At 68.3% G+C, this 17,891-nt stretch carries 15 protein-coding genes; all 15 read left to right on the top strand.

Going from position 1 to position 17,891, the window contains the following annotated elements; translation table 11 throughout:
- Nucleotides 1–14: 14 nt before the first annotated feature.
- The gene (locus tag ACK4SC_RS06780) at nt 15–1,559 is read left to right on the top strand and encodes a Mur ligase family protein (protein ID WP_409616378.1); all 1,545 of its coding nucleotides are present in this window, start codon (nt 15–17) and stop codon (nt 1,557–1,559) included.
- Nucleotides 1,559–2,206: a glutamate ligase domain-containing protein gene (locus ACK4SC_RS06775; protein ID WP_409616726.1), complete on the top strand. Its 648-nt coding sequence runs from the start codon at nt 1,559–1,561 to the stop codon at nt 2,204–2,206. The genes ACK4SC_RS06780 and ACK4SC_RS06775 overlap by 1 nt, the downstream gene beginning before the upstream one ends.
- Nucleotides 2,203–3,303 (top strand): phospho-N-acetylmuramoyl-pentapeptide-transferase, encoded by a 1,101-nt coding sequence (mraY, locus tag ACK4SC_RS06770; protein ID WP_409616376.1) that lies wholly within the window; start codon nt 2,203–2,205, stop codon nt 3,301–3,303. The genes ACK4SC_RS06775 and mraY overlap by 4 nt, the downstream gene beginning before the upstream one ends.
- Nucleotides 3,285–4,826, top strand: coding sequence for a UDP-N-acetylmuramoyl-L-alanine--D-glutamate ligase (murD, locus tag ACK4SC_RS06765; RefSeq protein WP_409616373.1), 1,542 nt, complete (start codon nt 3,285–3,287; stop codon nt 4,824–4,826). Before mraY ends, murD begins: the two co-directional genes overlap by 19 nt.
- Nucleotides 4,789–5,994 (top strand): putative lipid II flippase FtsW, encoded by a 1,206-nt coding sequence (ftsW, locus tag ACK4SC_RS06760; protein WP_409616370.1) that lies wholly within the window; start codon nt 4,789–4,791, stop codon nt 5,992–5,994. The genes murD and ftsW overlap by 38 nt, the downstream gene beginning before the upstream one ends.
- Nucleotides 5,991–7,070 (top strand): undecaprenyldiphospho-muramoylpentapeptide beta-N-acetylglucosaminyltransferase, encoded by a 1,080-nt coding sequence (gene murG, locus ACK4SC_RS06755; protein ID WP_409616367.1) that lies wholly within the window; start codon nt 5,991–5,993, stop codon nt 7,068–7,070. Before ftsW ends, murG begins: the two co-directional genes overlap by 4 nt.
- Before the next feature lie 11 nt (nt 7,071–7,081).
- The gene (murC, locus tag ACK4SC_RS06750; protein ID WP_409616364.1) at nt 7,082–8,506 is read left to right on the top strand and encodes a UDP-N-acetylmuramate--L-alanine ligase; all 1,425 of its coding nucleotides are present in this window, start codon (nt 7,082–7,084) and stop codon (nt 8,504–8,506) included.
- Complete coding sequence (locus ACK4SC_RS06745; RefSeq protein ID WP_409616361.1) at nt 8,503–9,444, top strand: FtsQ-type POTRA domain-containing protein; 942 nt, start codon at nt 8,503–8,505, stop codon at nt 9,442–9,444. Before murC ends, ACK4SC_RS06745 begins: the two co-directional genes overlap by 4 nt.
- A gap of 118 nt (nt 9,445–9,562) precedes the next feature.
- Nucleotides 9,563–10,714 (top strand): cell division protein FtsZ, encoded by a 1,152-nt coding sequence (gene ftsZ, locus ACK4SC_RS06740; protein ID WP_409616359.1) that lies wholly within the window; start codon nt 9,563–9,565, stop codon nt 10,712–10,714.
- A 4-nt stretch (nt 10,715–10,718) separates the two neighbouring features.
- The gene (locus tag ACK4SC_RS06735) at nt 10,719–11,399 is read left to right on the top strand and encodes a YggS family pyridoxal phosphate-dependent enzyme (protein WP_409616356.1); all 681 of its coding nucleotides are present in this window, start codon (nt 10,719–10,721) and stop codon (nt 11,397–11,399) included.
- A gap of 33 nt (nt 11,400–11,432) precedes the next feature.
- On the top strand, nt 11,433–11,918 hold the full coding sequence (locus ACK4SC_RS06730) for a cell division protein SepF (RefSeq protein WP_409616353.1): 486 nt from the start codon (nt 11,433–11,435) through the stop codon (nt 11,916–11,918).
- Between the two features lie 36 nt (nt 11,919–11,954).
- Nucleotides 11,955–12,248 carry a YggT family protein gene (locus ACK4SC_RS06725; RefSeq protein WP_096421277.1) on the top strand — a complete coding sequence of 98 codons (294 nt, stop codon included), beginning with the start codon at nt 11,955–11,957 and terminating at the stop codon, nt 12,246–12,248.
- Nucleotides 12,249–12,373: 125 nt separating this feature from the next.
- Nucleotides 12,374–13,267, top strand: a complete 894-nt coding sequence (locus tag ACK4SC_RS06720) for a DivIVA domain-containing protein (protein ID WP_409616350.1) — start codon at nt 12,374–12,376, stop codon at nt 13,265–13,267.
- A gap of 52 nt (nt 13,268–13,319) precedes the next feature.
- A complete protein-coding gene (locus ACK4SC_RS06715) occupies nt 13,320–14,225 on the top strand; it encodes an RluA family pseudouridine synthase (protein WP_409616725.1) in 906 nt (301 codons plus the stop codon).
- A 126-nt stretch (nt 14,226–14,351) separates the two neighbouring features.
- Nucleotides 14,352–17,813 (top strand): DNA polymerase III subunit alpha, encoded by a 3,462-nt coding sequence (gene dnaE, locus ACK4SC_RS06710; RefSeq protein ID WP_409616724.1) that lies wholly within the window; start codon nt 14,352–14,354, stop codon nt 17,811–17,813.
- Nucleotides 17,814–17,891: the final 78 nt, after the last annotated feature.

The raw sequence follows: 17,891 nt of genomic DNA, 5'->3' as shown, positions 1-17,891 counted from the left end.
AGAAGAGGTCGCGCGTGTCAGGTCGCATTCCTCCGGTTCTGCGCCCCGAGCATCCTCGCCCCCGTTCGCTCGAGCAGCTCGTGCGCGATGTCGCGGGAATCGACGTGCGCGGCGAACTCGCCGACGTGTCGGTGACCGGCATCACGCTGTCGACGAGCGACCTGCACCCCGGCGACCTCTACGTGGGCGTGCGCGGGCAGCACCGTCACGGCGCCGAGTTCGCCGCCGACGCCGTCCAGGCGGGCGCCGTCGCCATCCTCACCGACGCCGCGGGCGCCGACCTCATCGGAGAGCTCGACGTTCCCGTTCTGGTGGTCGATAATCCGCGCAGCCGTCTCGGCGAACTGAGCGCGTGGGTCTACGAGACCGCTGATAACCCGGCCGTGCTCTACGGAATCACGGGGACCAACGGCAAGACGTCCAGCGTGTACCTGATGAAGGGGATGCTGACGCAGCTCGGCGAAACGGCGGGTCTCACCTCCACCGCGGAGCGGCACATCGGCGACCTGACGGTCGTCAGCCGCCTGACGACGCCGGAGGCAACCGAGATGCACGCCCTGCTCGCACGCATGCGCGAGGCGGGGGTCACGTCGGTCGCGGTCGAGGTCAGCGCGCAGGCGCTCAGCCGGCACCGAGTCGACGGCATCGTGCACGACGTCGTCGGCTTCACCAATCTCAGCCACGATCACCTCGACGACTACGCCGACATGGACGAGTACTTCGCCGCGAAGGTGCCGCTGTTCATGCCGGATCGTGCTCGGCGTGGTGTTGTCTGCCTCGATTCCCCGTGGGGCGCTCGCGTCGTGGAGGCGGCCGACATCCCCACGACCACGATCACCTCGCGCGACGACATCGACGCCGACTGGCGCGTCGTGGTCACGGAGGAGACGCCGCAGTACACGGCGTTCACGCTCACCGCGCGCGACGGGCGGATGCTCGCCACGAGCATCCCGATCATCGGACGGCACATGGCGGCGAACGCCGGACTCGTGATCGTCATGTTGCTGGAGGGCGGGCACGACTTCGCGCGGCTGCAGGAGGTGCTGTCGGCCGGGGTGCAGGCCTACCTGCCTGGCCGCACCGAGCGCGTGTCGGGCGATCGCGGCCCGACCGTCTACGTCGACTTCGGCCACAGTGCTGACGCGTTCGAGAACACTCTGGCCGCCGTGCGGCGCCTCACGACCGGGCGCACGATCATGGTGTTCGGCGCCGACGGCGACCGCGACGCGACCAAGCGCCACGAGATGGCCAGGGTCGCCGCCGAGGGCTGCGACATCCTCGTCATCACCGACCACCACCCGCGCTTTGAAGACCCGGCCTCGATCCGCCGCACCCTCATGGAGGGCGCGGCGCTGGCTGCCAACCAGCCCGACGAGATTCACGAGGTCAGCCCGCCCGAGCAGGCGATTCGCGTCGCCGTGAGCCGTGCCCGCGAGGGCGACTCGATCTTGTGGGCTGGCCCCGGCCACCAGGACTACCGCGACATTCAGGGCGTGCGAACGCCGTACTCGGCCCGTGACGAAGCTCGCGCGGCTCTGCGCGAGGCGGGGTGGGCGTGATGGCCGTCACGGTCGACGACGTCATCGCCTCTCGCGCCGGCACCGTGCTGTCGCTTCGGCACGGAGAGGAACGCGCAGAGGTCACGATCGATGCCCTCGGCGAGGTCGCCGTCGATGCGGCAATTCGCGCGATCGACGACAGAATCGCCGACGGCGCGACGCTCGCCGACGCGCTCGAGGCGGCCGCCAGCATCCGAGACGTTCCTCGTCGATGCGCGCGTCTGACGGCGCCCGACGACATTCTCGTCATTGACGACCGCGGCGCGGTGACGCCCGCCGAGGTGCGACGGTCGTTGCAGGTGCTCGCCGGGCTGACGCGTGGCACCGCGGCGCGGTCGTTTGCCGTCGTCGGTGAGCTCGAGACGGAACCGGCCGACTGGTTCGAGGCCCACGATGCGCTCGGGCGCATTGTGGTGCGCCTCGACGTGTCGCAACTCATCGTGATCGGCCACGGCGCCCGCCACCTGCACAACGCGGCGGGCCTCGAGGGTTCGTGGGATGGGGAGTCGCTCCTCGTCGACACGGCCGATGAGGCCTACGCTGGCCTGCGTGACAGAGTTCGCGCCGGAGACACTGTGCTGGTGACCGGGGGAGGCCGTACCGACCTCACCCCGATCGTCGACCGGCTGATCGGAGCCGTCACGTGATTGCCCTGCTGTTTGCCGGCGCCTTCGCCCTGGCCTTCACCCTGTTCACGACGCCGGTGTTCGTGCGCCTGTTCAAGCGCATCGAGTGGGGACAGTTCATCCGCGAGGACGGGCCGCAGACCCACCACACCAAGCGCGGCACGCCCACGATGGGCGGCATCGTCGTCGTGCTTGGCGCGGGACTCGGCTACGTCTTCGGCCACCTCGTCGCCGGTGAACCGTTCACGCTGAGTGGCCTGCTCGTGCTCGGCATCTTCGCCGGTCTCGCCATCGTCGGCTTCATCGACGACTTCTCCAAGGTGCGCAACCAGCGCAGCCTCGGCCTCGGCGGGTGGGCGAAGATCGCCGGCCAGGTGATCGTCGCTACCGCCTTCGCGCTCGTCGCGATCAACTTCCCCGACCGCCAGGGCCTGACCCCCGCGTCGACGCAGATCTCCGCCGTGCGCGACATCGAGTGGCTCGACTTCGCCACCTTCGGCTCGGTGGGCGCGATGATCCTGTTCGCGATCTGGGTGAACATCATCGTCGTGAGCACCTCGAACGCGGTGAACGTCGCCGACGGTCTCGACGGGCTCGCCACGGGAGCCTCCATCCTGTCGATCGTCGGCTACATCATCATCGCGTTCTGGCAGTTCAACCAGTCGTGCTCGAACGCGGGCCTGGATCCCGCCGTGGCGTTCAAGTGCTACGACGTGCGCGACTCGCTCGACCTCGCGATCGTTGCCGCGGCGATTGCCGCGAGCCTCATCGGGTTCCTGTGGTGGAACACCTCGCCCGCGCAGATCTTCATGGGAGACACCGGCTCACTCGCCATCGGCGGGGCGCTGGCCGCGCTGGCGATCCTCACCCACACGCAGCTGCTGCTGATCCTGATGGGTGGCCTGTTCCTCATCGTCACCGGCTCGGTCATCGTGCAGCGCGCATACTTCAAGATCACCGGCGGCAAGCGCATCTTCCTGATGAGCCCGTTGCACCATCACTTCGAACTGAAGGGCTGGGCCGAGGTCACCGTCGTCGTCCGGTTCTGGCTGATCGGCGGGCTCTTCGTCGCCGTCGGTGTCGGACTCTTCTATCTCGAGTGGATCAGCCACCTGTGACGGGGCCGCTCGATCATCTGACGAGCTGGCGCGCCGACTGGCAGGGCCTCCGCGTCGTGGTGCTCGGCCTCGGGGTGACGGGCTTCGCCGCGGCAGACACGCTCGCCGAACTCGGCGCCCGCGTGACCGTGGCGGCACGCACCCCCGACGCTGACCGGGCGCGCATCCTCCCGGTCATCGGCGTCGACCTCGTCGAACTCTCCGGCGACGACTCGAGCGATGCGGATGCCGTCCTCGCGCTCGGCGCGGACCTCGCGATCGTCTCGCCCGGCTTCCGCCCCGACCAGCCGCTGATCCGCGCCATCCAGGATGCGGGCATCCCGCTCTGGGGAGACATCGAGTTGGCGTGGCGGGTGCGCGACAAGGTGGAGCCCGCTGCCGAGTGGGTGCTCATCACGGGTACCAACGGGAAGACCACGACGACCCAGCTGACCGCCACGATGCTGCGGGAGGCGGGGCTGCGCGCCGCTCCCTGCGGAAACATCGGCGTGCCCGTCCTCGACGCGGTGCGCGATCCGGCCGGCTTCGACGTGCTCGTGGTCGAGTTGTCGAGTTTCCAGCTGCACTGGCTGCCGACGAGCGGTCCCGGTGCGCTGGTTCCGCTCGCGAGCGCTTGCCTCAACCTGGCAGATGACCACTACGACTGGCACGGCTCGGCGCAGGCGTACCGCGACGCCAAGGCGAAGGTGTACGAGAACACCCGCGTCGCCTGCGTGTACAACCGCCGCGACGAGGCAACCATGCGCATGGTCGAAGGGGCGGACGTGATCGAGGGCTGCCGCGCCATCGGATTCGGCTCAGACACCCCGGGGCCGAGCGACATTGGCGTGGTTGACGACCTCATCGTCGATCGCGCCTTTCTGGCCGAGCGGCACACCAGCGCCCTCGAACTGGCCACCCTCGCCGACCTGCGCGAGGCGGGGCTACAGACGCCGCACGGTCTTGCGAACACCCTCGCCGCGGCCGCCCTTGCCCGGGCCGTCGGGGTGCAACCGAGGGCGGTGCGCGACGGCCTGCGTGCGTTCCGCGTCGACGCCCACCGCACGGAGGTCGTCGCCGCGGGAGGCGACGTGATCTGGGTCGACGACTCGAAGGCAACGAACGCCCACGCCGCAGCCGCCGCGCTCGCCGCGTACCGCTCAGTCGTCTGGATTGCGGGCGGCCTCACGAAGGGCGTCGACCTGGCACCGCTCGTTGCTGACCACCGAGACCGCCTCCGCGCCGCCATTCTGATTGGCGATGATCGCTCAGCGCTGCGGGAGGCGTTCGCCCGACACGCGCCCCACCTCACGGTGCTGGAGGTAACGGCCGGGGAGACTGACGGGGTGATGCCGGAAGCCGTCCGGCTCGCGGCACAGGTCGCCCAGCCGGGCGACACGGTGCTGTTGGCCCCGGCAGCCGCATCCATGGACCAGTTCACCGACTATGCCGACCGCGGACGACGATTCGCTGACGCGGTCCGACGTCACACGGAGGGAGGACCGGATGACGAGCATCCGACCCCCTCGCCCGACGCCCGCTGAGCCCGCCGGGCGGCCGCCGGTGGCCGTCGTCGCGGTGCGCAAGCTCTTTGGCACCGACAACGGCGACGCCATCCTGCTGCTCGGCGTGACCATCTTCCTCGTGCTGTTCGGGCTCGTCATGGTGCTGTCGGCATCGTTCGTGATCTCGGGCAGCGGCGGAAACGGCGACTTCTTCGGCATCTTCGTGCGCCAGGGCCTCTTCGCCCTCGTCGGAATCCCCGTCATGCTCATGGTGGGTCGACTGCCAGCCATCTTTTGGCGTCGCTGGGCGCGGCACTTCGTCATTCTCGGCGTGGGGCTCCAAGCGCTCGTCGTTTTCACTCCGCTCGGGTACGAGTACGGCGGTAACCGCAACTGGCTGTACATCGGGGGCTTCACGGCACAACCGTCTGAGTTCCTGAAGCTCGCCCTCGCCGTCTGGCTCGCGGCCGTGCTCGCCGACAAAGCCGACGGCCTGCGCAGCTGGCAGGACGTGATCTTCCCCGCCCTGCCCCTGTCGTTCTTCAGTATCGGTATGGTGCTGATCGGTGACGACCTCGGAACCGCCGGTGTCATGCTCGCCATGGTGCTGGGTGCCCTCTACTTCGCGGGCGCGCCGCTCGGAAAGCTGGCGCTCTTGGTCGCGGGGCTGATCGCGGGTGCCATCGCGTTCGCCTTCTCCAGCCCGTCTCGCAGCAGCCGCATCACCGTGTGGCTCGATGGCTGTCAGCCCGAAGACTACGAGGGCGTGTGCTGGCAGGTGGTGCACGGAACATGGGCGCTCGGCTCCGGAGGGCTGTTCGGTGTGGGCTTGGGCAATTCCTCGGCCAAGTGGTCGTGGTTGCCGCACGCCGAGAGCGACTTCATCTTCGCGATCATCGGCGAAGAGCTGGGCCTCGTCGGAGCGCTCGTCGTTCTGGCGGTATTCGTCGCTCTCGCCATCGCCTTCGTGCGCCTCGTTCGGGCCCAGGCTGACCCGTTCCGCCGAATTGTCGTGGGCGCCATCATGACGTGGCTCATCGTGCAGTCGTTTGTGAACATCGCCGTCGTGCTCGGCATGTTGCCCGTGCTCGGCGTGCCTTTGCCATTCATCTCGGCGGGCGGTTCCTCTCTCGTTGCGACCCTGCTCGCGGTCGGCGTCGTCTTGTCGCTGACCCGCAACGCACCCCTCACGGAGGCGTCACGGTGACATCCGTCCTTCTCGCCGGCGGCGGTACCGCCGGCCACGTCAACCCCCTGCTCGCCGTCGCTGATGCCTGGCGAGGCGATGAGCCCGACGTCGCGATCACCGTGCTCGGCACGGCGGAAGGCCTGGAGGCGCGACTGGTGCCGGCGCGTGGCTACGAGTTGCTCACGATCCCGCGCGTGCCGTTTCCGCGTCGACCCGATGTTTCCGCGCTGCGCTTTCCCAGCCGCTTCCGCGACGCGGTTCGCCGCACGCGGGCAATCCTTCGCGAGCACGCCGTTGACGTGGTGGTGGGATTCGGGGGCTACGCCGCCGCGCCCGCATACGTCGCCGCGCGGGCCGAGCGCATCCCCTTCGTTGTCCACGAGGCAAATGCCCGGCCCGGCATCGCGAATCGGCTCGGCGGCTGGCTCGGCGGGGTCGTCGCGACCACGTTCCCCGGCACCCCCCTGCGACGCGCGACGGTTGTCGGCATGCCCCTGCGTGCCGAGATCGCGAACCTCGACCGGCGCGCCGAGCGGCCCCGCGCCCTCGCCGCCCTGGGGCTCGACGCTGAGCGTCCCGTCCTGCTCGTCACAGGCGGATCCACCGGAGCCACGCGACTGAACGAAACGGTGTCGGCGTCGATCGTGCTACTGCTCGGCGCCGGCTGGCAGGTCGTGCACATCACGGGCACCGGACGCGGCGGCACCGATCCGGGACTCGACGGCTACCACGTCATGGAGTACTGCGACGAGATGCACCTCGCGCTGGCAGCAGCCGACCTCGTTGTGTGCCGATCGGGTGCGGCGACCGTCACGGAGCTGGCCGCGGTCGGTCTGGCCTCCGTGCTCGTGCCGTACCCCGTTGGCAACGGTGAGCAGAAGCTCAACGCCACCGAGCTGCGCGAGGCGGGCGCTGCGCTCCTCGTGGACGATGCGGAATTCACCCCCGAGTGGGTCGCCGAGACGCTGATACCCCTGCTCACGGGCCGCGCCGAGATCGCTCGCATGACGGCTGCTGCCGCGACGGTCGCGCGACCGGACGCGGCGCGCGCTGTCGTCACGTTGGCGCGCGAGGCCGCCGCGCGAACCGCGTAGGGTGATGGCCGATGATCGCACCTGACCTCGACCTCGTACTGCCCGACGAACTCGGAGCCCTGCACTTCGTCGGAATCGGTGGCAGCGGCATGAGTGGCATCGCCCGCATGATGCACGCCCGTGGCCACCGCGTGACCGGCAGTGACCGCGCCGAGTCGCCAACCGTCCAGGCGCTGCGCGAGGTCGGTATCCCCGTCGCGATCGGACACGACGCCGCGCACATTGACGGTGCCGATGCGCTCGTCGTGACGGGAGCGCTGTGGCAAGACAACGCTGAGTACGTGGCCGCCCTCGAGCGCGGTATTCCCGTGCTGCATCGCGCGAACGCCCTCGCCTGGCTTGTGCGCGGCGAGCGGCTCGTTGCCATCGCTGGGGCTCACGGAAAGTCGACATCGACCGGTATGGCCGTCGAGGCCCTGCGTCAACTCGGGCATGACCCGTCCTTCGTCAACGGCGCGGTCATTCAGTCGGCGGGCACGTCGGCGGCGTGGGGAACGGGCGACCTGTTCGTCATCGAGGCCGATGAGTCTGATGGCTCGTTCCTGCTGTACGACACAGCCCTCGCGATCATCACCAACATTGACTCCGATCACCTCGACCACTACGGCAGCGCCCAGGGCATCGAGGACGCCTTCTACCGCTTCGCCTCGCGCGTGCGTGAGACCGTCGTGCTGTCGGCCGACGATGAGGCCACTCGGCGTCTCGCTGCCCGCCTGCGCGCCGATCACGAGGCGGGGCTTTCTGGGCCTCGCCTCGTCACCTTCGGTACGGCGCCGGATGCCGATCTGCGGCTCACTGCTATCGGTGAGGAGGGTCCCGTCGCGTTCACGGTGGAGGGCGAAGGGGGCAGTGCGACGGGGCGCCTGGCCATTCCCGGGCGTCACAACGCGGTCAATGCGGCGGGCGTCATCGCCATGCTGGGTGTGCTCGACGTACCGCTCGCACAGGCGGTCAGTGCGCTGGATGGGTTTGCCGGCACGCAACGCCGTTTCGAAAGTCACGGCGAGGCCGATGGCGTGCGACTGTACGACGACTACGCGCACCACCCCGCCGAGGTCGCCGCGGCACTGCAGACGGCGCGCAGCGTGGTCGGCTCGGGTCGCGTCATCGCGGTGCACCAGCCCCACCTCTACAGCCGTACCCGGGCGATGGCGACCGAATTCGCGGCCGTGTACGAGACCGGCGCTGACCACACGATTGTTCTCGACGTGTATGGCGCGCGCGAGGACCCGATCCCCGGGGTCACCGGCGCCCTCGTCGCCGACGCGTTCGCCGATGCGGGGCACGTGTCGTACCGCCCCGACTGGGATGACGCCGCGCGCCGGGTGGCCGAGATCGCCCAGCCGGGCGACATTGTCATGACGCTCAGCTGCGGCGACGTGTACCGCATCATCCCGCAGATTCGGGATGCGCTGGATGGTCGGATGCGGCCGTGAAACGTCCCGAGGGGCTCGCCGGCCCGCCCCCGCCCCCGTCGGGGACCCCTCGTCGGTCGGCACCCCCGCCCGCTGGCGAGGCGGCGCCGCCGCCACGCGACGCGAAGCCCGCCGAGGCCGACGCTCGGCAGTTACGGCGGGCTGCGGCGCGAGCGCGCCGCGACGCGCGGTCGCTGGAGCGCCAGGCGGCCCGCGACCGGCGTCGCGCCGAGCGCGGCGAAGTGCGCCGGTTCACGCGTCACTCGCGCCGACGACGCGCCATCGTCGTGGGTGCGGTGGCGTCGTTCAGTGCGCTGATCGCCGGCGTGGTTGCCGTGACGTTCAGCCCGCTCATGTCCCTCACCACGATCGAGGTCACCGGAACCCAGCGGCTCGACGCCGCCGTTGTCACGGATGCGCTCGATGAGCACCTCGGCACTCCGCTCGCGTTCCTGGCCGACGCCGCGATCGGCGACGACCTGGCCTCCTTCGCACTCATTCGCTCGTATTCCACCGAGATTGTGCCGCCGAACACGCTGATCGTTCGCATCGTGGAGCGCACCCCCGTCGGTGCCCTGCCGGCCGGCGACGGCTGGGAGCTCGTGGATGCGGCCGGCGTCGTCGTTGAGTCGGTCACCGATGTCCCCGATGGCCTGCCGCGCATCGAGCTGGCCAGCGGCGAGGCGGGGGAGCGTGCCTTTGCGGCGGTCGCCGACGTGCTCATCAGCATCCCGCGCGATATGGCGGCACGGGTCGAGACGGTGACGGCAACGACGCGCGACGATGTGACCTTCGAGTTGCGCGGAAGCGGCCACGTGGTGATCTGGGGCGACGCCGAGCGCTCGGCGCAGAAAGCCCGTGTGCTGGACGCCGCAATCGCGGCGACGGACCAGGGCACGCGCTGGATCTACGACGTCTCTGCTCCCGACAGCCTCGTTGTCCGCGACGCGGACGGATGAGGCGACACGCGCGCCGCCTGAGCCACGGGAGGCCACCCGGGCCGTACCGTTCGTGGTGATCAGCAGTTGAGGATACCTTACACCTCAGGTAGAGGTTGAAGGTTAAACGGAGGCCGACGTGACCACGAACCAGAACTACCTCGCCGTCATCAAGGTGGTCGGCATCGGAGGCGGCGGCGTCAACGCCGTCAACCGCATGATCGAGCTCGGATTGCGCGGGGTCGAATTCATCGCCATCAACACCGACGCGCAGGCGCTGCTGATGAGCGACGCCGACGTCAAGCTTGACGTCGGGCGCGAGCTCACGCGTGGCCTCGGCGCCGGCGCTGACCCCGAGGTGGGTCGGCGTGCGGCGGAAGACCACGCCGAAGAGATCGAGGAAGCGCTCGCGGGTGCCGACATGGTGTTCGTCACCGCCGGCGAAGGCGGCGGAACGGGCACGGGAGGTGCCCCCGTCGTTGCACGCATCGCGAAGTCGATCGGTGCACTGACCATCGGTGTCGTGACCAAGCCGTTCAGCTTCGAGGGCAAGCGCCGTCAGGCGCAAGCCGAAGATGGCGTCTCGGCCCTCAAGAACGAGGTCGACACGCTCATCGTCGTACCCAACGACCGGCTGCTCGAGATCAGCGATCGTGGCATCAGCATGCTCGAGGCCTTCGCAACGGCCGACCAGGTGCTGCTGGCCGGTGTGCAGGGCATCACCGACCTCATCACCACCCCGGGCCTCATCAACCTTGACTTCGCCGACGTGAAGAGCGTCATGCAGGGCGCCGGAAGCGCCCTCATGGGAATCGGGTCGAGTAGGGGAGCCGACCGCGCCATCAAGGCGGCGGAATTGGCGGTCGCCAGCCCGTTGCTCGAGGCGAGTATCGACGGCGCCCACGGCGTGCTGTTGTCGATCCAGGGCGGTTCGAACCTCGGAATCTTCGAGATCAACGACGCGGCGCGTCTCGTGCAGGAGGCCGTGCATCCCGAGGCGAACATCATCTTCGGCGCCGTCATCGACGACACGCTCGGCGATGAGGTGCGTGTGACCGTCATCGCGGCCGGCTTCGACGGTGGTGAACCCCAGGCGATTCGCACCGATCGGCGCTCCAGCTTCTTGGCGGCCGAGGGGAGCGAGTCGGAGGCCCCGCAGGCCGGGATGGATGAGACGGGCGAAACGTGGAGTTCGGGTGAGGCGCTCGGTGCGACCGCTCCGATCGATCCGCTGGACGCCGCCGCCGTCGAGGTTGACGACGACCTCGACGTGCCCGAGTTCCTGCGCTAGGGCGATGGACACGACGGGGGAGCTGGCCGAGCGCGTCGAGCGCGTGCTCGGTCGAGTTGCCGACGCCTGCCGTGATGCGGGCCGTCGCCCCGACGACGTGACGGTGATCGCGGTCACCAAATTTCACCCCGCATCCCTCATCCGCGATCTCGTGCGCCTCGGGATCCATCACGTCGGGGAGAACCGACATCAGGATGCGGCGCCCAAGGCGGCTGAGCTGCGCGACGAACCGCTCACCTGGCATTTCGTGGGGCAGCTGCAGTCCAACAAGGCGCGCGCCGTTCTGGGGTACGCACGCATCATCCACTCGGTCGATCGGCCATCGCTCGTCACGGCGCTGGCGAAGGCTGACGAGCCGTGCGAGGTGTTCCTCGAGGTCAACCTGACGGACGATCCCGGGCGAGGCGGCGTCGTGCCCGACGAGCTCGAGACGCTCGCCGAGCGCGTTCTCGAGCACCCCCAGCTACGCCTCGCGGGCGTGATGGGGGTTGCCCCGCTCGACGAGATTCCGCGGGCCGCCTTCGCCCGCCTGCGGCTGTTGTCCGAGCGGGTGCGCCGCCTCGACCCGGGCGCGCGGGCGATCTCCGCGGGGATGTCGGGTGACTTTCCCGACGCCATTGCCGAGGGCGCGACACACCTTCGCATCGGAACGGCAATCACCGGCAAACGACCAGCCGCCCCCTAACCTCGTGAACACACGGACGACGAAGGATTAGTCATGAGCAACCCGCTTCGCAAGACCATGGTGTACCTCGGCCTCGCCGACGAAGAGGCGCGATACGACGAGACCCCGGCGACCGCGGCACCCGCGCACGTCGCCGCCCCGACCGCCGCTCCGACCGCCAGTGCGCCGCAGAAGGCGCCCGTAACCCCGCTGCGCCGGGCCGCCTCCGCGCGTCCCGCCGCGGCCGCCCACGACATGAACGAGATCCTGACCGTCCACCCGCGTCACTACAAAGACGCCGCCGTCATTGCCGAGAGCTTCCGCGAGGGCATCCCCGTCATCATCAACCTCACGCAGATGACCGAGTCGGAGGCGCGTCGTCTGGTCGACTTCGCCAGCGGGCTCTCGCAGGGGCTCTACGGCAAGATCGAACGCGTCACGGCCAAGGTGTTCCTGTTGTCGCCTGCGCACGTGGCCGTCAGCGGTGAGTCGGCCGAGACTGACAGCGAGGTCGACGCCTCCTTCGTCGGTCGCGACTGACGCGCGCTCTCAGCAGCGACCTGAGACACTAGAGACGTGCAACTGCTTGTCACGATCGTTCTCAGCGTTCTCTACTTTGCGCTCCTGATCGTCTTCATCGCGCTGTGGGCGCGGTTCATCATCGACTGGGTGCAGGTCTTGAATCGGGGCTGGCGCCCGCGCGGTCCCATGGTGGTCGTGGCTGAGCTGAGTTACACGATCACCGACCCCCCGATTCGCACGGTTCGGAAGGTTGTCCCGCCTCTGCGGCTCGGCAGCATCCAGCTGGATCTGGCCTTCATGATCGTGCTGTTTGTCGTCTGGATTCTGATGAACCTGGTGCGCCCCTGACATACTGTGCGCCAGGTGGTCAGCCGGATGTACGCTGAATGCCGCAGATGTGACGGGTGTGACGCAGTGTTGCTAGCGTTACCCCACCGTTATTCAATTGCTCCAGAAAGTTCGAGGTGACGATCATGGCCCTGACGCCCGAAGACGTCGTCAACAAGCGTTTCCAGTCCACGAAGTTCCGGGAAGGCTACGACCAAGACGAGGTCGATGACTTCCTCGACGAAATCGTGGTCGAACTGCGTCGCCTGAACCAAGAGAATGACGAGCTGCGCCAGCGCCTGGTCGCGGCCGACGCCCGCATCGCGGAAGCACAGCGCAGCGCTGCCTCGGCCCCCGCGCCGGCATCCGCCCCCGCTCCCGCCTTCGCGTCGGCCCCCGCGGCTCCGGAGCCCGCTCCGGTCGCCGCTGCACCGGCCGCCGACGACAGCCAGAGCCAGGCCGACATCGAGTCGACGAACACGGCCAACCTGCTGCAGCTTGCCCGACGCCTGCACGAGGAGCACGTGCGCGAGGGCATGCAGAAGCGCGACGAGCTCATCGCCGAGGGCCAGGCCGAAGCCGAGCGCGTTCTGTCTGAAAGCCGTGCGGAAGCCGCGCGTCTCGTCGCCGAGGCTGAGGGCCAGCAGCGCGCCGTAGTCGACTCGCTTGCGGCCGAGAAGGCCACCCTCGAACAGCAGGTCGAGCAGCTTCGCACCTTTGAGCGTGAGTACCGCCAGCAGCTGCGCTCGTACATCGAATCGCAGCTCGCCGACCTCGATGGATCGTCGCAGCCGCAGGGCGGCAGCGCGCCCTCCGGCCCCGTCGAGCAGCAGCCGAGTGCTCACGACGAGCAGCCCGCATGGGGTCAGCAGCCCGCTGAGCAGAACTACGGCTCGGCTCCCGGCTCGGCGCCCGCCTACGGCCAGCCCGCCTCCGCCCCGGCCTCCGCCCCGGCCTTCGGCCAGCCCGGTTCCGCGCCGGGATCGGCCCCCGTGTACCCGGGTCAGCAGAACCCGCAGTACCCGGGCTACGGCAACTGAGCACCGCAGCATCCCGTCGGGGACGGGCGTCGTCGTGACCGAGTCGCGATCGATGCCCGTCCCCGACGGCCGTTCCGGGGAGCGCGTCGACGTCGCCCTGTCGAAGCTGCTCGGCTTTTCACGCACGCAGGCCGCCGAGATCGCTGATGCCCAGGGTGTGAGCCTCGACGGCCGCATCGTCGGCAAGTCCGACCGGCTCGCGGCCGGCCAGTGGCTCGAGGTGACCTGGCAGCCCCGAGAAGAACCGAGCATCCGCCCCGTCGTCGTCGAGAACCTGCGCATCGTGCACGATGACGACGACATCGTCGTCATCGACAAGCCGGTCGGCGTTGCAGCACACCCGAGCGTCGGCTGGGACGGCCCGACCGTGCTCGGTGCACTCGCGGGCGCGGGCTTTCGCATCGCTACGTCGGGTCCACCCGAGCGGGCAGGCATCGTTCACCGGCTCGACGCCGGTACGAGCGGACTGATGGTGGTGGCGAAGTCCGAGAACGCCTACCGCGAGCTCAAGAGGCAGTTCCACGACCGCGAGGTGGGCAAGATCTATCACGCGGTCGTGCAGGGTCATCCTGACCCCTTCTCGGGCACGATCGACGCCCCGATTGGCCGGCATCCGGGCTCGGCGTGGAAGTTCGCGGTGGTCGCCGGCGGAAAGCCCTCCGTGACCCACTACGACACGATCGAGGCCTTTCCCGCGGCCACCCTGCTCGAGGTGCATCTCGAGACGGGCCGCACCCACCAGATCCGCGTGCACATGGCCGCGCAGCGTCACCCCTGCGTGGGTGACGCGATGTACGGCGCCGACCCGACTCTCAGCGCCAAACTCGGGCTCACTCGGCAGTGGTTGCACGCGATGCGCCTGGAGATCACCCATCCCGCGCACGGCGAGCGCGTCGAATTCGTCTCGGAGTACCCGGAAGACCTGCAGCACGCGCTCGACGTCCTTCGGGCATCCTGACACCCCTCGCGACACGCCCGGCAGTACCCCGAGCGCGACCTAGACTGGTGGCCCGCCCACGCCGTCGACGGAGGTTCCGTGAGTTCTGACTCGTTCGTCCACCTGCATGTGCACAGCGAGTACTCCATGCTCGACGGGGCGGCGCGCGTGAAGCCCCTCATCGAAGAAGCCGTCGCGCAGGGCATGCCCGCGATTGCCGTCACCGACCACGGCAACATGTTCGGTGCCTTCGATTTCTGGCGCACCGCCACCGAGGCGGGCATCAAGCCCATCATCGGGACCGAGGCCTATCTGACGCCGGGTACTCATCGCACCGACAAGACCCGCGTGAAGTGGGGAGGCGGCGGGGAAGACGACGTCTCTGGTGCGGGCGCGTACACCCACATCACAATGGTCGCCCAGAACACGACCGGCTTGCACAACCTCTTCCGGATGTCGTCCCTCGCCTCGATCGAGGGGTACTACTTCAAGCCCCGGATGGACCGAGAGCTCCTGAGTCGGTACAGCGAGGGCGTGATCGCGACCACCGGCTGCCCGAGCGGCGAGGTGCAGACGCGGCTGCGACTCGGCCAGTACGACAAGGCCGTCGAGGCCGCGGCTGAGTTTCGCGACATCTTCGGCAAAGAGAACTACTTCGCCGAGATCATGGACCACGGCCTCGGCATCGAACGCCGCATCATGAGCGACCTCATCCGGCTCGCCCGCGAGCTCGATCTGCCGCTCGTGGCGACGAACGATCTGCACTACACGCATCCCGGCGATGCCAGTTCGCACGCGGCGCTGTTGTGTGTGCAGTCGGGCTCGACCCTCGACGACCCCAATCGCTTCAAGTTTGATGCTGACGAGTTCTACCTGAAGTCGGCGCGGGAGATGCGCGAACTGTTTCGCGATCATCCGGAGGCGTGTGACAACACGCTGCTCATCGCCGAACGGGTCGACACGCAGTTCGACACCAGCGCGAACTACATGCCCCGCTTCCCTGTCCCCGAGGGAGAGACCGAGGACAGCTGGTTCATCAAGGAGGTCTGGGCGGGCCTCGAGAAGCGCTACCCCCACGGCATCAGCGACCGCGTCCGCGCGCAGGCCGAGTACGAGATCGGCGTCATCACGCAGATGGGGTTCTCGGGCTACTTCCTCGTCGTCGCCGACTTCATCAACTGGTCGAAAGACAACGGCATTCGCGTCGGCCCCGGCCGCGGCTCGGGTGCCGGTTCGATGGCCGCGTACGCCATGCGTATCACCGATCTCGACCCGCTCGAGCACGGGCTGATCTTCGAGCGCTTCCTGAACCCTGACCGCGTCTCGATGCCCGACTTCGACGTCGACTTCGACGACCGTCGCCGCGGCGAGGTGATTCGCTACGTCACCGAGAAGTACGGCGACGAGCGCGTCGCGCAGATCGTCACCTACGGCACGATCAAGGCCAAGCAGGCGCTGAAGGACTCCTCGCGCGTGCTCGGTTTCCCCTTTGGCATGGGGGAAAAGCTCACGAAGGCGATGCCGCCGTCCGTCATGGGCAAAGACATGCCGCTGTCGGGCATGTACGACAAAGACCACCCGCGGTACAAGGAGGCGAACGACTTCCGCGCCGTGATCGACACCGATCCGGATGCTCGGCGCGTCTTCGACACGGCGCTCGGCCTCGAGAATCTGAAGCGCCAGTGGGGCGTGCACGCGGCCGGCGTCATCATGTCGAGTGAGCCGCTGATCGACATCATCCCGATCATGAAGCGCGAGCAGGACGGCCAGATCGTCACGCAGTTCGACTATCCCGCGTGCGAGTCGCTCGGCCTGATCAAGATGGACTTCCTGGGGCTGCGCAACCTCACCATCATCGATGACGCGCTCGACAACATTCGCGCGAACCGGGGCACCGAGCTGGTGCTCGAAGACCTGACGCTGGATGACCCCGCCGCCTACGAGCTGCTGGCCCGCGGCGACACCCTCGGGGTCTTCCAGCTCGACGGCGGCCCCATGCGCTCGCTGTTGCGCATGATGAAGCCCGACAACTTCGAAGACATCTCCGCCGTGCTCGCGCTGTACCGCCCGGGCCCGATGGGTGCAGACAGCCACACGAACTATGCCCTGCGCAAGAACGGCCGCCAGCCGATCACGCCGATTCATCCGGAGCTTGCCGAGCCGCTGGAAGAGGTGCTCGGCACCACCTACGGTCTGATCGTCTACCAAGAGCAGGTGATGGCGATCGCCCAGAAGCTCGCCGGCTACACGCTCGCTCAAGCCGACCTGCTGCGCCGGGCGATGGGCAAGAAGAAGAAGTCGGAGCTCGACAAGCAGTACGAGGGCTTCCAGGCGGGCATGGCCGCCAACGGCTACTCCGCCGAGGCGACCAAGACCCTGTGGGACATCCTGCTGCCCTTCTCCGACTACGCCTTCAACAAGGCGCACTCCGCCGCCTACGGCGTCGTGTCGTACTGGACGGCCTATCTGAAGGCGCACTACCCGGCCGAGTACATGGCGGCCCTGCTGACGAGCGTCGGCGACTCGAAAGACAAGATGGCGGTCTACCTCAACGAGTGTCGACGCATGGGTATCACGGTGCTGCCGCCCGACGTGAACGAGTCGATCGAGTACTTCGCCGCCGTCGGCGACGACATTCGCTTCGGTCTCGGCGCCGTGCGCAACGTCGGTCACAACGTCGTCGAGGGCATCCGTCAGGCGCGCGAAGACAAGGGGCGCTTCACCGGCTTCCACGACTTCCTCAAGAAGGTGCCGACCCCCGTGGCGAACAAGCGAGCCATCGAGTCGCTGATCAAGGCCGGCGCTTTCGACTCACTCGGTGATACCCGTCGTGCCCTCATGGAGATCCACGAGGCGGCCGTGGAGTCGGCGGTCAAAGACAAGCGCGCGGAAGACAAGGGAGACATCGGCTTCGACTTCGACAGCCTCTTCGACGAGGGCGAGACGACCGCAGCCGCCGTTCCCGAGCGGCCGGAGTGGGCGAAGAAAGACAAGCTGGCCTTCGAGCGCGAGATGCTGGGCCTGTATGTCTCCGATCATCCCTTGGCCGGCCTCGAAGTGGCGCTCGCCAAGCACGCCGGAGTCGGTATCGCTGAACTCAACGACAACCCGCCAGACGACGGCGAAAAAGTCACGGTCGCGGGCCTGATCACGAGCGTGCAGCACCGTGTGGCCCGCCAGTCGGGCAATCCGTACGGCATGATCACGCTGGAGGACTTCGGCGGCGAGCTGACCGTGATGTTCTTGGGCAAGTCGTATCAAGAGTTCGCGCAGGGGCTCGTGGCCGACACGATCGTCGTCGTCACCGGCAGGGTGAACCACCGCGATGATGGCATCACACTGCAGGCGAACCTGCTGCGCACCCCCGACTTCGGCGTGAGCACCGATTCCGGGCCCATCGTGCTGTCCGTCCGGGAGCAACGGGCGACCGTCGACGTCGTGGCCGAGCTCGATGCCGTGCTGAATCGTCACCGCGGTGACACCGAGGTGAGACTGCGCCTCGTGCGCGACGACACCGCTCGGGTCTTCGAGCTGCCGCATCGCATCGACACGACCGCCGGATTCTTCGGCGAGGTGAAGAGCCTGCTTGGCCCGCGCGCGCTCGCCTAGCTGTACTCGGTCAGCAGGTTGGTGACACGTAGTTGAGGAGAAGGCCTTCATTCTGAGTGGTGTCTAACGCCATCGAAG

The organism is Microcella sp., assembly GCF_046293215.1.
In the GTDB taxonomy this organism is placed as follows: domain Bacteria; phylum Actinomycetota; class Actinomycetes; order Actinomycetales; family Microbacteriaceae; genus Microcella.
This window is presented reverse-complemented; position numbering and strand designations above follow the sequence as displayed.

Excerpts from the sequence above, each read along its gene's own strand:
- ACK4SC_RS06715 (WP_409616725.1), top strand. The coding sequence starts at position 13,320 with ATGCCCGTCCCCGACGGCCGTTCCGGGGAGCGCGTCGACGTCGCCCTG.
- ACK4SC_RS06775 (WP_409616726.1), top strand. The coding sequence starts at position 1,559 with ATGGCCGTCACGGTCGACGACGTCATCGCCTCTCGCGCCGGCACCGTG.
- ACK4SC_RS06730 (WP_409616353.1), top strand. The coding sequence starts at position 11,433 with ATGAGCAACCCGCTTCGCAAGACCATGGTGTACCTCGGCCTCGCCGAC.
- dnaE (WP_409616724.1), top strand. The coding sequence starts at position 14,352 with ATGCTCGACGGGGCGGCGCGCGTGAAGCCCCTCATCGAAGAAGCCGTC.
- ACK4SC_RS06720 (WP_409616350.1), top strand. The coding sequence starts at position 12,374 with ATGGCCCTGACGCCCGAAGACGTCGTCAACAAGCGTTTCCAGTCCACG.
- murC (WP_409616364.1), top strand. The coding sequence starts at position 7,082 with ATGATCGCACCTGACCTCGACCTCGTACTGCCCGACGAACTCGGAGCC.
- ACK4SC_RS06735 (WP_409616356.1), top strand. The coding sequence starts at position 10,719 with ATGGACACGACGGGGGAGCTGGCCGAGCGCGTCGAGCGCGTGCTCGGT.
- ftsW (WP_409616370.1), top strand. The coding sequence starts at position 4,789 with ATGACGAGCATCCGACCCCCTCGCCCGACGCCCGCTGAGCCCGCCGGG.